The sequence below is a fragment of the Paenibacillus sabuli genome, from assembly GCF_014705605.1.
Lineage (GTDB): Bacteria > Bacillota > Bacilli > Paenibacillales > Paenibacillaceae > Paenibacillus_D > Paenibacillus_D sabuli.
Genome location: NZ_JACXIZ010000012.1, coordinates 68,338 through 82,945 on the forward strand (window position 1 = coordinate 68,338; position 14,608 = coordinate 82,945).

The 14,608-nt window shown below is 59.8% G+C and carries 11 protein-coding genes; 4 read left to right on the top strand and 7 right to left on the bottom strand.

The annotated features are described in order from the left end of the window. Positions 1-19: 19 nt before the first annotated feature. From IDH44_RS06145 to IDH44_RS06175, 7 genes are all read right to left on the bottom strand, one after another. Positions 20-1,489, bottom strand: a complete 1,470-nt coding sequence (locus IDH44_RS06145) for a S41 family peptidase (RefSeq protein WP_190915732.1) — start codon at positions 1,487-1,489, stop codon at positions 20-22. A gap of 101 nt (positions 1,490-1,590) precedes the next feature. After that, positions 1,591-2,769 (bottom strand): murein hydrolase activator EnvC family protein, encoded by a 1,179-nt coding sequence (locus IDH44_RS06150; protein ID WP_190915733.1) that lies wholly within the window; start codon positions 2,767-2,769, stop codon positions 1,591-1,593. 11 nt (positions 2,770-2,780) lie between these two features. Beyond that, on the bottom strand, positions 2,781-3,695 hold the full coding sequence (gene ftsX / locus IDH44_RS06155; protein ID WP_190915735.1) for a permease-like cell division protein FtsX: 915 nt from the start codon (positions 3,693-3,695) through the stop codon (positions 2,781-2,783). Further along, positions 3,685-4,371: a cell division ATP-binding protein FtsE gene (gene ftsE / locus IDH44_RS06160; RefSeq protein ID WP_317890123.1), complete on the bottom strand. Its 687-nt coding sequence runs from the start codon at positions 4,369-4,371 to the stop codon at positions 3,685-3,687. The genes ftsX and ftsE overlap by 11 nt, the downstream gene beginning before the upstream one ends. A gap of 402 nt (positions 4,372-4,773) precedes the next feature. After that, positions 4,774-6,642 carry an LTA synthase family protein gene (locus IDH44_RS06165; protein ID WP_397326748.1) on the bottom strand — a complete coding sequence of 623 codons (1,869 nt, stop codon included), beginning with the start codon at positions 6,640-6,642 and terminating at the stop codon, positions 4,774-4,776. Positions 6,643-6,888: 246 nt separating this feature from the next. Continuing rightward, positions 6,889-8,736, bottom strand: a complete 1,848-nt coding sequence (locus IDH44_RS06170) for an LTA synthase family protein (RefSeq protein WP_190915739.1) — start codon at positions 8,734-8,736, stop codon at positions 6,889-6,891. Between the two features lie 65 nt (positions 8,737-8,801). After that, complete coding sequence (locus tag IDH44_RS06175; RefSeq protein ID WP_190915741.1) at positions 8,802-10,238, bottom strand: PDZ domain-containing protein; 1,437 nt, start codon at positions 10,236-10,238, stop codon at positions 8,802-8,804. A gap of 198 nt (positions 10,239-10,436) precedes the next feature. Here IDH44_RS06175 and IDH44_RS06180 point away from each other — a divergent pair, with 198 nt between their 5' ends. From IDH44_RS06180 to IDH44_RS06195, 4 genes are all read left to right on the top strand, one after another. Beyond that, complete coding sequence (locus IDH44_RS06180) at positions 10,437-10,760, top strand: LytTR family transcriptional regulator DNA-binding domain-containing protein (protein WP_190915743.1); 324 nt, start codon at positions 10,437-10,439, stop codon at positions 10,758-10,760. Positions 10,761-11,000: 240 nt separating this feature from the next. After that, the gene (locus tag IDH44_RS06185) at positions 11,001-12,164 is read left to right on the top strand and encodes a Gfo/Idh/MocA family protein (RefSeq protein ID WP_190915744.1); all 1,164 of its coding nucleotides are present in this window, start codon (positions 11,001-11,003) and stop codon (positions 12,162-12,164) included. A gap of 87 nt (positions 12,165-12,251) precedes the next feature. Continuing rightward, a complete protein-coding gene (locus IDH44_RS06190) occupies positions 12,252-13,322 on the top strand; it encodes a Gfo/Idh/MocA family protein (RefSeq protein WP_190915747.1) in 1,071 nt (356 codons plus the stop codon). Next, positions 13,283-14,197, top strand: a complete 915-nt coding sequence (locus IDH44_RS06195; protein ID WP_317890124.1) for an AraC family transcriptional regulator — start codon at positions 13,283-13,285, stop codon at positions 14,195-14,197. Before IDH44_RS06190 ends, IDH44_RS06195 begins: the two co-directional genes overlap by 40 nt. The last annotated feature ends 411 nt before the right edge of the window (positions 14,198-14,608 follow it).

A 14,608-nucleotide genomic window follows, 5' to 3' on the forward strand; every position in this document is an offset into this window, starting at 1 on the left:
GCGGCCGCGATTCCTGCCGCTATGCGCCTCCGGCAATTTGTTCCTTGAGCACGCGGACCGCTTCGTCCATCTGCGTATCGTTGGCATCGTCGCGGATGTAGGCCACGAGGCGCGACTCCAGCTTCTCGGCCGTCTCCGGCGTCAGCTCGCCCGTTTCCGGCAGGCCCTCGTCGGCCTGGAGCTTGGCGACCGCATCGGCGGTCTGCTCGCTGTAATAGCCGTCCTTGCGTCCCGGATCGTAGCCGAGCCCCTCCAGCATCATTTGCATGCTTTTGACCTGCTCGCCGACCGTGTCCGGCTTTAGCGTCGTATCCTTGGCCAGACGCGGAGCCGTGTAATAATCCGGCGGCGGCGCCTCGACATCGGGACGAATGCCTTTCTCGTGAATCCAATTGCCGTCCGGCGTGAGCCACTTTGCAATCGTCATCTTGACCAGGCTGTCGTCGCCAAGCGCCTTGTTGTAGCTGACCTGCACCGTTCCTTTGCCGAAGGTGGTCTCGCCGACGATCGTGGCATCGGCGCGCTCGCGGAGCGCACCTGCCAGCACCTCGGAGGCGCTGGCGCTGCCGCCGTTGACCAGCACGACGAGCGGATAGTCGCGCCCGGCTCCCTTGGACAGCGTCTGCTCGGCATTGCCGCTGCGATCCTCGACCTGGACGATCGGCTCGCCCTTCGGCACGAACGGCTCCGCGATCGAGACGACGACCGGCAGCACCCCGCCCGGATTGCCCCGTACATCGATGATCAGCCCCTTCAGACCCTGCTCCTCGAGCGTCTCCAGCTCCTCCAGGAAGCGGGTGCCGGTATTCATGGAGAATTGGCGAATCTCGATGCTTCCGATGCCGCCGTCCAGCATTTTGGCATACACTGTCTCGACGTCGATGTCATCGCGCACGATGACCAGCTCGATCGGTTCCGATACGCCGGGGCGCCTGACCGTAACATTGGCCTTCGTCCCTCTGGGACCGCGAATTTTGGCTACGGCTTCGTTGAGTGCCAGCCCTTCCAGGCTTTCGCCGTTGACCGCGATCAGCACATCCTTGGGCAGCAGGCCCGCCTTCTCGGCCGGCGAATTTTTGATCGGCGATACGATCGTGATATTGCCGCCCTCCATCGTCACCTCGGCGCCGATGCCGCTGAACGAGCCCTCGATCGATTCCGAGAAGTGTTCCGCCACGCTGCCTTCCATGTACGTGGAATACGGGTCCTCCAGCGCGCCGATCATACCGTTGATCGCGCCGTCCATCAAGTCGTCGCGCTCGACTTCCTTGTAATATTTGTTCTCGATCAGGGATAAGACCGCCTCCAGCTTGTCCTCCTCTTCGCCGGTGAGCGTGCTTCCCTGCATGGCCGAGGGCGTCGTCGCCAAGCCCGCACGGCTGACCAGATCGGCGATGACCGACCGATCCGCTGCCGTCAAGGTGATCAGCACCGTTGCCGTCACCGACAGCAGGATGAAGGCCACCACTGTACGTCCGTTGAATTTCATGCGTTCACCGCCCTTTTCAAGCCTGTTGCCAAGGCACGATTCCCGCACCTGTTAGCCTCCGCTAGTATATGACAAGCTACCAGGAATTATTTACCCGGTAGTTAACGCAAATACCCCATCGGGTCGACCGGTTTTTCGTTCTCGCGCACCTCAAAGTGCAGATGAGGCCCTGTCGAGTTGCCTGTCGTGCCGACCTCGGCAATTTTTTGTCCGCGCTTGACCTGTTCTCCGCTCTCGACTTTGATGCCGCCGTTGCGAATGTGAGCATACAACGTCCAGATGCCATTGCCGTGGTCGATAATGACCGTGTTGCCATAGCCGCTCGTCACCTGCGCGACGATGACAGTGCCAGCCTCGGCGGCATAGATTGGCGTACCCTGCGGCGCGGCAAAATCCGTGCCGGTATGCATCTTGCCCTTGACGCCGGTGATTGGGTGCGTGCGCGGGCCGAAGCTCGAGCTGATGCGATAGCCTTGGCCGATCGGCAGCAGCATTTTGCCGCCGCTGTACACCGACTGCACCCGTACCTTTTCCTTTTCCAGATCGGCGTTTTTGCGTGCCAGCTGCATGACCAGCGCTTCCTGCTCCTCGGAGACGTGCTCCAATTCCTCCGTACGCTTGTCGTAATTCAGAATCATGACTTCCTTCTGCTTCTCCTTCTCCATCAGCTGCATGCTGTACGCCTCGAGTCGACCATACAGCGCAGTAACCTCCGCCATCTTGTCCTCGATCTCCTGCTGCTGGACGATTTGGAGCTCCTTGTCGCGCTTGTGCTCGGCCAGGATATCCTTGTCCTGATGCAGGATAGCCTGGAGCGCATCCGTGCGGGTCAGAAAATCGGCAAAGCTGGTCGAGCTCAGCAGCACGTCCATATACGACACGAAGCCGCTCGTATACAGCAGCCGCACCCGCGACTGCAGCAGCTCGTCGCGCTGCTCGATGCGCGCCTCCGTGTCCTCCAGATTGCGCCCGGCCTCCTGGAGCGCGAGCTCAGTGTCGGCTATTTTGATGCTGACGTTTTGCATGTTGACCGCGACCTCGTTGATTTGATCCATGACCAGATTCAGCGACTCCTGCGTAGCTTCCCGTTCCTGCTGAATTGTCTCCATTTCGGCCTCGGCCGACGCTTTTTCGTTTAAGGCCGAGCGCATTTCGTTTTTGACCCGGCTAATCTGCTGATCGATCTCCTCCACCGTAGAGGCGGCTTGTCCGCTGATCGGCCGGAATACGACGCAGACCAGCAGCAGGACCGTTACGAGCGCAAGGGCGCGTCTGTTCATCCATCGTTCACCTACACTTTCAAGTACTTTCGAATCGATATCGTACTGCCCCAGACGCCGATCAGCGTCCCCATCGTAATCAACAGCACCGCCACGATGAGCCAGGATTCCTGCAGCGTGACGAGCCGGATCATCATCAGGCCGAGCTCGAATTGCGACACCTTGACCAGCTGTGCGTACCCGGCGATAAGAATGCCGGTCGTAATGCCCGACCCGATCAGGCCGATCAATACGCCCTCGATAAAAAACGGCCAGCGGATAAACGTATTGGTCGCGCCGACCAGCTTCATGATGCCGATCTCGCGGCGCCGCGCAATGATCGTCGTCTTGATCGTATTGGCGATCAAAAACATCGCCGTCAACGCGAGCAGTCCGACGAGGCCCAGCCCGAACCAGCGCACCGTCTCCATGACCTTGAACAGGCTCTCCACCGTGCCCTGACCGTACTTGACGCTGTAGATCGGCTGCTCGTCCGGCGTATTGATCGCCTCGATCTTGCGCGCGATCTCCGGCACCAGCTCCGGATCGACGGCCTCGATATTGAAGGCGTCGGGGAGCGGATTGTTCACCTCGTCGAAGCCCTCCAGCAGACCCTGACCATCCTCGCCCAGGCTCTCCCGCAGCAACTCCAGGCCCTCTTCCTTCGAGACGAAGGTGATCGAGCTGACCTCCTCTATGCTGCCGATCCGATTGCGCAGCGCGTCGATCTCCGTCTGCTCCATATTCAGCTGGAGGAAGGCTCGTACTTGCACGGTGCTCTTGATCTGATCGGCCAGCGAATTGACATTGAGCGCGAGGAACAGGAAGACGCCAAGGATGAACAAGGAGATGCAGATCGAGCTGACCGATGCGAACGTCATCCACCCGTTGCGCAGCAAGCTCTTGAAGCCTTCGCGGATATGACGCAGCAACGTGCTAAATCTCATAGCCGTACTCCCCCCTGGCTTCATCGCGTGCGATCAGGCCGTCCTCGATGGCGATGACGCGCTTGCGGAGGCGGTTAACGATCTCGCGATTATGCGTCGCCATGACAATCGTCGTGCCGCGAAAGTTGATCTCCTCCAGCAGGCTCATGATGCCCCAGGACGTCTCGGGGTCGAGATTGCCGGTCGGTTCGTCCGCGACGATGACCGCCGGGTTGTTCACGATCGCCCGGGCGATCGCGACGCGCTGCTGCTCCCCTCCGGACAGGTGTGCGGGCAGGCTGCCGTGCTTGTAGCGCAGCCCGACCAGTTCCAGCACCTCCATCGTCCGCTTTTTTATAATCCGGCGAGGCGCTTCGACCACCTCCATCGCGAACGCGACGTTCTCATACGCCGTCAACTGCGGCAGGAGCCGAAAATCCTGGAAAATCACACCGATATTGCGTCTGACAAAAGGGATTTTTCGGGGCTTTAATTTGCCGATATTAAAACCGTTTACCGAGATTTGCCCCTTCGTCGGCACCTCTTCGCGGTAGATCAGCTTCATAAAGGTGGACTTGCCCGCTCCGGAGGGCCCGACGAGGTAGACGAACTCGTTGCGATCTATAATTACGGAAATGCCTCGCAGCGCGTGCGCGCCCTTGGCATAGGTCTTCCAAACGTCTTGCATTTCAATCACAGTATCACATCCTGTAGATAGTCAGCATATTCCTATTCGACAGGAGCGGCGCGATTCCTTTTCTAACTCGTAAATTCGACAGTATTCTAATAATTCTCATTTTAATTGAAAGCGCATCCAAATTCGTGTACGATGAAAGTGCCGACAGATTCCCGCATACAATGGAAGGGGTTTCATGATCGGAGGTGACCAGATGAAGAAGCTTCATGCCCTCTTCATTGTCGCAATCGCCATTTTGCTGACGGTGACCATCGTCTGGGGCTTGGCCGAGCTGAGCGCCGGATGGCAAGAGGCCGCCCGGACCTCCTGATCGGACACGCGCCGCATCAGCGAGGAGCACGACCCGTACACACAACAAGGCGCCCGGCCGGTCGGAACCGGCTGGGCGCCTGTCAACAAATCTTACTCGGCTGCAGGCTTGGCAGGCGAGCGGTCGCGCAGCTGGCTGACGTAGCTGTCGGAAAGGTGAAGAAGGCGCAAAGCGCGCTCATATTCGTCCTCGGACGCGCCCTGGTTCATCCCGCCGTCGCCGCTGAGCGGGTATTGCGTGCCGTCCTCGTAGCCGCTGCCCGGCATGAACAGGGATTCTTCGCTGACGAACGAGCCCGACGGCAGATAATAGCGCTGCGGCAACAGATTGTACGTCTCGTTGATGATATCCTGCCCGAAGTGCAGATGGTGCTCGAGCGAGATGCCGAGTAGATTCGCGACCGTCGGCAGCACATCCACCTGACCGCCGATCTGTTCAAAGATCGCCGGGTAAGTCATGCCTTCCGAAATAACGCCGAGCGGAATGTTGATCATATCCGTATAGCCGTATTCATGGCCGTAGATCTCTTCCATGAGCGCCTTGTCCTTGCGGTCCAGCGAGTAGATCGGGAGACCGAGATGATCCCCGTAGATAACAACCAGGCTGTCGTCCCAGATGCCCTTCGCCTTGAGGTCGTCGATAAAATCGCCAAGCGCATCGTCGGCATAATTCTGAGACACAATATAATCGCCGACAAAGGTGTCCTTGTACCGGTCAGGCAGCTCGATGCGCTGCTTTTTCGCCGGAATGGTGAACGGGTGATGGGCCGTCATCGAAATGACCTGGCTGTAGAACGGACGATCCTGCGCGTTCATGCGCTCCAGCTCGTCGATTGTCTTGTCGTACAGCACCTCGTCCGATGCGCCAAAAAACACGGTGTCCTCCGTGCCGAAAAATTCGGCGTCGTAATAGCGGTCAAAACCAAGCGCCTGATACATCTCGCCGCGGTTCCAGAACTCTACGACATTGGTGTGGAAGGTAGCCGTGTCGTAGCCGTGACCCTTGAGCAGCTTCGGCAGACTCGGCAGCGCCTTGCCGGCGTAGACGCCGGAGGCCGCGCCGCGCGGCGGAATATAGAACGACGTGTTGACGACGAACTCGGCATCGGACGTGTTGCCTTGCCCGACCTGCTGGTAGAAGTTCGGAAAGTAGAAGTTCTTTTGCATCAATTCATTCATGTTGGGCGTGATTTCCTGACCGTCGATCTCCAGACCGATCAGGAAGTTTTGGAACGACTCCATTTGAATAATAATCAAATTTTTGCCTTGCGCCGCCGCGTAATAGTTCAGATCGGACGGCTCCTGCGGGGCGGCATGCCCTTTCTCCGTATCGATCGCCTGCTGCGTAATCGATTCGCGCGGGATCGGATCGAACTTGTCCTTGGACAAGATGGTGTAGGCTTCATAGTTGAGAATGCCCATGTCCTCGGCTTTTTTGATCTCGTTCATGCTGGCCCGGTTCGGCAGAACATTGACGAAGCACAGCACCAGCGATACGACGAACAGGGCCATGACTACGCCGCGATGCTCGCGCCGCGTCGCAAATCGTTTCCACGTCGTCAGCTTCTTGCTGCGCACCAGCAAGTACCCGATGACGAGAATGTCGGTGAAAATAAGCAGGTAGTACGGGTCCATTAGGGAGAAAACGCTGTTCTTGACCGCCGTCACCTGATTGACCTGATCCAGCGCATGGTAGGTCACGATGACGCCATAATATTTGTAGTACATAATGGCCGCAAAGAAAATGCCGGTCAACAACAAATTGGCAACCAGGTAGTAGACTAGCTTGCGCTTGGTGGCAAACCACTCGATCAGGCAGAACAGCAGCCAGATGAACGGGATCTCGGTTAACAGCGGCGTCAAGGACAGCCCGCTGTCAAAAATAACGAGATAGGCCAAATAGCTTTTGACGAGCAAGATCAGCGAGAAAAAAATGAACGGTCGAGTCTGCAAGCTCCGCAAAGCTTCTCGAAAATGCAATAAAATCCCCTTCTTTCCACAACGAAAACAGGCCGGCCGTCGACGGCAGCCGTCCAGTTTTCTGTATATTTCCATCGTTGTTTTTCAATTTACAGAGTCTCATTATGCAACGTCCGAGGCCGCATGTCAAAAGGCGCGGCGTGGCGCTAGCATGTAATAAACGGCGCCAGCCCTCGAAATGTTGCGGTTTTATTAAATTTCTCTTTCTATTACCCGCAATTTCGGTTTTTAATCATGCGCGGGAAGCTGCCTGACGTAACTGTCGGAAAGATGCAGCAAGCGCAAGGCGCGCTCGTATTGCGCGTCCGTCGGAGGCGTCGCCGGCGGTCCGCCGATCGCCGGATAGACCTCGCCGTCGTCGAAGCCGCTGCCGGGGATGAAGATCGCTTCGCCGGTCACAAACGAGCCGGAGGGCAGATAATAGCGCTGCGGCAGCAGATTCGTCTCATGATTGTACAGATCCTGCCCCATATGCACTTGTTCGTCCGCATCCACGCCGAGCAGATTGGCCAGTGTCGGGAGGATATCGCTCTGTCCTCCGGGCTGGGGGAGCACTCGGCCGGTCTCCGTCAAGCCCGGGATGACGATCGCCAGCGGCACGTTGAGCATATCCGCGTACGTATACGGCCGGCCCAGCAATTCCTCCAGCAAATCCAAATCGTCGTCGTCCAGGGCATGCATCGGCAGCCCGAGATGGTCGCCGTATACGACGATGACACTGCGCTCCCATAGCCCGTTCTGCTTGAGCGCCGCGACGAACTGCCCGAAGGCCTCATCCGCGTAATGCTGCGCCTGCAGGTAATCGCCGGGCAGCGTATCGCGATAGGCTGCGGGGAGCTCCAGCGTCAGCTTGCGCTGCGGCAGGCGGAACGGATGATGCGCCGTCACCGCGATGATGTGGGCGTACAAAGACTCGCCCTCCGCGTCGAGACGGGCCAGCTCAGCCGCGGTCTTGCGGTAGAGCACCTCGTCCGAGGCCCCGAACGAGATCGTATCCTCGTCGCCGAAGAAGGCCTGATCGTAATACCGATCGAATCCGAGCGCCCGGTACAGCTGGTCCCGATTCCAAAAATGCACGTCATTCGTGTGAAAGGTGGCCGACGCATAGCCGTGCGCTCCGAGCAGCCGCGGCAGGCTGGGCAGTCGCTTGTCGCCGTAAATCTGGGAAGCGGCGCCGCGCTGCGGAATGTAGAGCGACGTATTGACGACGTATTCCGCATCCGACGTGTTGCCCTGGCCGACCTGCTGATAAAAGCTCGAGAAGTAGTCCGCTTCCTCCAGCAGCGCGTTCATATTCGGCGTCAGCGCCGTCCCGGCCAGCTCTCTGCCGAGCAGCAGCGCCTGAAATGATTCGAGCTGCACGACGATGACATGGCGACCGGCCGCCGCGCCCCGCATGAGCGGCTCGTCCGGCTCCTTGATGCCCTTGGCCTCGCGTACTGCGGCCGGCGTAATCTCCGCCAGCGGCTCCAGCGCCTCGTCCTTGTCCTTGAGCATCGTGTAGGCCTCGTAATTCAGCAGCCCCATCTCCTCAGCCTGCACCAGCTCGTTCATGCTCGCCCGATGGGGCCAGACATTGCCGAGGCAGACGACGAGCAGCAGCACCAGCCCCGGCACCGCGAAGCGACGCGGCAGACGGACCACGCCTGTCCGGCCGAGCTTGCGCCGCCGCGCAAATAGCAGCACCGCCAGCACGAGAATATCGATAAAGATCAACATGTATTGCGGATCAATCAAGGTAAATACGCTATCCTTCACCTCGGTTACCTGATTTACCTGCATCAGCGCGTGATACGTCACAATGACGCCATAATACTTGTAGTACATGATGGCGGCGAAAAAAAGCGTCGTCAGCAGGACATTGACCATCATATAATAAAGCAGCTTGCGCCGCCTGGCGAACGTCTCGATCAGACAAAAGATCACCCATACCGACAGCATGTCGGTCAGCATCGCGCTGGCGCTGCCGCCGGCGATCACGCTCCAAGCCAATGCAATCTTAATCAGCATCAGCGCCGAGAACCATACAAAAGGCGCCGTCAGCGCCTGCCTTGTCAATGACGGTTGTACACCCATCCCGCAATCGCCCCTTTCCCTCTTGATTCCCCTAGTATTCCCATTGCGGCGGCTCTCCCGCCTATTCACCGCGGATGCTGCTTCAGCCACTCCAGGATCTGGGCGAGATTGTCGACCGGTACGATCGTCAGATAGCGCGCCCCCTCCTGTGCGGCGAGCTCCTGGCCGCGCGGCACAAAAAACACATTGGCTCCGGTACGCTCGGCCGCAAACGCCTTCTGCCGGATGCCGCCGATCCGGCCGATCGCCCCGTCTGCGGCAATCGTGCCGGTGACGACGACGCGATTGCCGTAGGTGACCCCGCCCGGCGTGAGCTGGTCGGTCAGGGTCAGGGCGAGCGCGGCCCCGTGCGAAGGACCGCCCTCGTGGGCGAAATACGAGCCGAAAACCACGTCGCGCGGCAAATCAAGCTGAAGCGCATTGACCACCTCAATGCCGACCGCCGCTCGCGATTCGTCGCTCGGGTGCTGCACGGTCTCCAGCTCGAACGTCTGGCGGCCGCCGCCGCGCTGAATCGTGACGCTGGCCGTCTCTCCGGGCAGCACGAGCCGCATCCGGTCCGTCAGATCGAGCACCGTCGCGACCGGCAGACCGTTGAGCTCGACGATGACATCGCCGGGATGGAGCTGACCGTAGGCCGGACCTCCGACCTGGACCTGGGTCACTCTCGCGCCGTAGGACACCGCCCCTTGGCCCACTCCAGCCGCCTCGAACGCGACCGCCGCACCGAGCTCGTCGGCCTCGCGCTTCATGTCGCGCACGAGCGTCTCATACGAGCCGAGCGACATGCCCAGCCCCGCAATCGGACGAAATACATAATGAGGGAACAGCTCCGCATACAGCCAGTCCGCCGGGAATGCCGGGCGGTCGAAGACGAGCACGCCGGTGATCTCGCCCTTGGGCGTGCCGCCCTCCACCAGGGCATAGCGGTTCATATTCATCGTCAATCCGGGGTAGGTCACCAGAGAGGAGGTCGGCCAGAACAGCAGCGCCAGCAACGTCGCCGAAGCTCCGAGCTGTAGCAGGCTCCGCCAAGGAACGCCGCCGCGGATCTCGCGCTCGCGCGATGCCATATCCCATACGGCCAGCAGCCAGGTCCCGCCGAGCAGCACACCGGCTGCGAGCAGCAGCGAGAGGCTCAGCTTCATCTCGATCAGCATCAAGGCGATAACCAGCACCGCGCCCGCCGATGCCGCCATGATCATGCCGCGCCGCATCACATCCGCGAAGAGCAGCAGGCTATAGCCGCGTATGCGCCGTCTGCGGCGCGGACGCCCCAGCAGCGCCTTGGTCTCCCTCCGCGCCGCCCGGAAGCCCAGATACGCCCCCAGGAACCACAGCACGGGCGGACCGAGCAGCGCGTAGACGAGCACATCCAGCAGATCGATCCAGTACCAGCTCCCGATCCGAATCGGATCCGGCAGCCAGATGAGCTGGGCCAGCACGCAGAGCGCGATGACCAGCGTCATCCCGTATCCATACATTCGCTGCCATCGCGGCATTCGGCTCGCCCCCAATCGTTGTGCATTTATTTTACGTTCGCTTTGCCGGCATTTCCAGCATATTGCTTGTTATTTTAGCAAAAATTAAAGAGATTAGAAAAAAGGCTTTTCAGGGACAACCGACCTATGTTATAATGTAAGCGCTAACAAGGTTGGTGCATTTTAAATTCTTACTCTTGTGCAGGGGGGCTTGAAACAATGGGTGTAGCGTTGGAAACCAAGAACGTGTACGAATTCGAGGTCAAGACGGACATTCTTTTTTTCAAAGTCGGAGCGCATCATCAGGTCAGCTTTCACGGACGGCATTATCACATAAAGAAACGAATGTCCGCCGAGCAGCTCGGCAAGCTGATTGAAGAGAGCGGATTCGTCAAGGTCAAATCCGACTGTTATGTCAATGTCGCCAAGGTCGCCGAGATCGGCGACGATCATCTGTACTTCGGCTCGAAAAGGGACGACTGCAAGTCGATCCCGCTCTCGCGCCGCAAGCAGCAGCTGGTCCGCAGCATGATGCCTGGCTGATCGCATTCGCAGCCATTGGCCCGCTACGACTTGCAAAAGCCCCGTTCGCCGCTGCGGACGGGGCTTTTTGACAGGCCTCGCCGGCCACTCCTCCTCCCCAGCAGTACACTGACAGTCAAATCAAATGAAAAGATCGGATAACACAAGTAAAGCCCGCGAGCCCGAGCGCATGGTAAAATTGGAGGAGCACAACCCCTGTAAACGGGGCAATCCCAACCAAATACGAAAGGGTGTACCGAAATGGCAAATGTACGCATCGGCATTGTCGGCCTCGGCAATATGGGGACCGGACACGCCAGATATTTGATCAAAAATGAAGTGAAAGGCGGCGAATTGGTAGCGGTTGCAGATCCGCGCGAAGATCAACTCGCCTGGGCCAAGGAAGAGCTCGGCGAGCACGTCGCTCGCTTCGAGACGATGGAGGAGATGATCGCCTCCGGCACGATTGACGGCGTGCTCATCTGCACCCCGCACTATGCCCATCCGGAGCAAGCAGCCAAGGCGCTCGAGCTCGGCATGCATGTGCTGATCGAGAAACCGGCCGGCGTCTATACCCGCCAGGTGCGCGAGATGAACGAAGCCGCCGCCAAGAGCGACAAGGTATTCGGCATCATGTACAACCAGCGCACGAACCCGCTGTACGCCAAGCTGAAGGACCTGATTGCCTCCGGCGAGCTCGGCGAAGTGCGCCGCACGAACTGGATCATTACCAACTGGTACCGCCCGCAGAGCTACTATGATTCCGGCGGCTGGCGCGCGACCTGGGCCGGCGAAGGCGGCGGCGTGCTGATCAATCAGGACCCGCATCAGCTCGACCTGTGGCAATGGACGACCGGCATGATGCCGACGCGCGTGCGCGCCTTCTGCGCCTTCGGCAAGCACCGCAACATCGAGGTCGAGAACGACGTCACCGCCTACGTCGAATACGAGAACGGCGCGACCGGCCTGTTCGTGACGTCGACCTACGAGACGCCGGGCACCAACCGCTTCGAGATCACCGGCGAGCGCGGCAAAATCGTCGTCGAGGACGATCAGATCAAATTCTGGCGGACGCGCGTCTCCGAGACGGAATTCAACGAGACCTTCAAGGGCGGCTTCGGCCAGCCGGAGTGCTGGAAGTGCGACGTTCCGGTCAAGGGCGGCAACCCGGGGCACAAGGGCATCACCCAGGACTGGGTCAACGCCATTGCGAACGGCACACCGCTGCTGGCGCCGGGCGAAGAAGGCATCAAGGGGCTGACGCTCTCCAATGCGATGCTGCTGTCGACCTGGACGGACAATTGGGTCGATCTGCCGATCAACGAGGACCTGTTCTACACGAAGCTGCAGGAGCAGATTGCGGCCTCGCAGTCGAATAAAAAAGCCGACGACTACCAGACGCTCGAGGTCAAAGGCACGCACTGATTTATAGAGAGCTATATGTGTGGTGAAAAAGCGCCAGAGTGGCCGAACATTTTCTAAGCACGTGCAATTAAAGGAGGAAGCATTCGAATGAGCAACAAGGACGGCATGAATTACGCGCCCCAGGGCAAGCCGAACGCAGTCGTGGAAAGCGGCGAGTTCAGCTTCGCGGCGATGGCGCTCGATCACGGGCATATCTACGGCATGTGCAACGGCCTGACCGAGGCCGGCGCGACGCTGAAGTGGGTATACGATCCCGATCCGGAGAAGGTCCGCCAATTCTGCGACAAATTCCCCGGCGTGGCGGTCGCCTCCTCCGAGCAGGAGATCCTGCAGGATCCCGAGGTGCGGCTCGTAGCGGCGGCGGCGATCCCGAATCTGCGCGGACCGCTCGGCGTGAAGGTGATGCAGCACGGCAAGGATTACTTCACCGACAAGACGCCGTTCACCACGCTCGCCCAGCTCGAGGAAGCGAAGGCGACGGCGGCGGCGACCGGACGCAAGTATATGGTCTACTACAGCGAGCGTCTGCATGTGGAATGCGCCGTGTTCGCCGGACAGCTCGTCCAGGACGGCGCAATCGGCCGCGTCGTGCAGGTGTTCGGCCTTGGACCTCACCGGCTCAACGCGCCGAGCCGCCCGGGCTGGTTCTTCGAGAAGGAGCAATACGGCGGCATCCTGTGCGACATCGGCAGCCATCAGATCGAGCAGTTCCTGTTCTACAGCGGCGCATCCGATGCGCAAGTACTGCATAGCAAGGTCGCCAACTACAACAGCAAGGATTATCCCGAGCTCGAGGACTATGGCGATGCGACGCTGCGGGCCGACAACGGCGCGACCAACTACTTCCGCGTCGACTGGCTTACGCCGTCCGGCCTTTCCACTTGGGGCGACGGCCGCACACTGCTGCTCGGGACCGACGGATATATCGAGATGCGCAAGTACGTCGACGTGGCGCGCGGCGGCGGCAACAAGCTGTTCCTGGTCAACGGCGAAGGCGAGCGCGAGATCGATCTGCAGGGCAAGGTCGGCTATCCGTTCTTCGGCGAGCTGATCCTCGACTGCCTCAATCGGACCGAGATCGCGATGACGCAGGCGCATGCATTCAAGGCGGGCGAGCTGTGTCTGCGGGCGCAAGAGCAAGCGATCCGCATCGAGTAGCGTCGGAGTCGGGATGGGCGCTGCCCGCCTTGCTGGATCATCGCGGCATGCTCGGGTACGCCTACCGCTCCGCGCGGCCGATTCCGCGCGGCACGCTGCACTCGCATTCGTACTATGAGGTGTACTACTTTCACGAAGGCAAGTGCACCTATCTGATCGGCGACAAGATCTTCGTACTGGCGCCGGGCGATCTGATCGTCATGTACGGCATGACGCTGCACTGCCCCCATACCGACCCGGCTTATCCGTACGTGCGCACGACGATCCATTTCGAGCCGGCGGGACTCGCGCCGTACCTCGAGTCGCCGTATGCGGTCAATGTGCTGCAGCCCTTCCAGGAGCTGCGCAACCATCGGCTGCGCCTGCGCGGCGCGGAGAAGGAAGAGGCCGAGCGCATCCTCGCCTTCATGCACAGGCAGCAGCAGCGCCGGGATCGCATCGGGGACAACCGGATGCGTCTGGCCTTCGCCGATCTGCTGCACTTCATCTACGAGCAGTGCCTGCAGCCGCTGCGGGAGCGGCCCGACCTGCCCTCCGACAAGGAGAGGACCGTGCAGGAGATGATCTCGTATCTCGAAGCGCACTACGCCGACGATCTCAATCTGGAGACGCTGCAGCGTCATATCCACTTGAGCAAGTCGTACCTGGCGAAGATCTTCAAGGACGTGACGGGCATCACGATCTTCGAATTCGTCTACCGGCGCCGAATCAATCAGGCCCGCATCCTGTTCCTGTTCGAGCCGCAGCTGTCGGTGACGGAGGTCGCCTTCCGCGTCGGCTTCAAGCATCTCGCCCACTTCAGCCGCATGTTCAAGCAGCATCTGGGCGTCACGCCCGAGCAGTACCGCCGCCACCAGCGGCAGCAGGCGGAGTAGCGAATCGCAGGCAGCGGACGGAGTAGCGGCCCGGTGCCATGAACTGCGATGGTAGGGCGGTCGGGACGATTGGGGCAATTGGGCAATTCGAGTGATTCAGGCGATTCATGGCGGGCTGGCGCGGCGATGACACGACGCTAACGGACACCAGAGGTCCTTAGAAGCTATTTCGCGCACCCGGCCGGCTCTAACGGTCATGAGCGACGCTTAGAAGCCTAAAGTCACTAAAACTTGCCACGTTTGGTGCGCCAAGCGTCTCTCGTGTCCGTTACACTTCCAAATGGTCCATACAGGCCCGCTAAGCGCCTCTGATGTCCGTTAGAGTGTCAAGCTCGGCCTGTCGTATTGGTCGTATTCGCTAAAAAGCCGCTGGCGGACAACATGTCCGTCAGCGGCTTTTTTTGGCTTCCG

Coding starts and splice junctions, on each gene's coding strand:
- IDH44_RS06145 (WP_190915732.1), bottom strand. CDS start 1,489: ATGAAATTCAACGGACGTACAGTGGTGGCCTTCATCCTGCTGTCGGTG.
- IDH44_RS06150 (WP_190915733.1), bottom strand. CDS start 2,769: ATGAACAGACGCGCCCTTGCGCTCGTAACGGTCCTGCTGCTGGTCTGC.
- ftsX (WP_190915735.1), bottom strand. CDS start 3,695: ATGAGATTTAGCACGTTGCTGCGTCATATCCGCGAAGGCTTCAAGAGC.
- IDH44_RS06170 (WP_190915739.1), bottom strand. CDS start 8,736: ATGGGTGTACAACCGTCATTGACAAGGCAGGCGCTGACGGCGCCTTTT.
- IDH44_RS06175 (WP_190915741.1), bottom strand. CDS start 10,238: ATGCCGCGATGGCAGCGAATGTATGGATACGGGATGACGCTGGTCATC.
- IDH44_RS06180 (WP_190915743.1), top strand. CDS start 10,437: ATGGGTGTAGCGTTGGAAACCAAGAACGTGTACGAATTCGAGGTCAAG.
- IDH44_RS06185 (WP_190915744.1), top strand. CDS start 11,001: ATGGCAAATGTACGCATCGGCATTGTCGGCCTCGGCAATATGGGGACC.
- IDH44_RS06190 (WP_190915747.1), top strand. CDS start 12,252: ATGAGCAACAAGGACGGCATGAATTACGCGCCCCAGGGCAAGCCGAAC.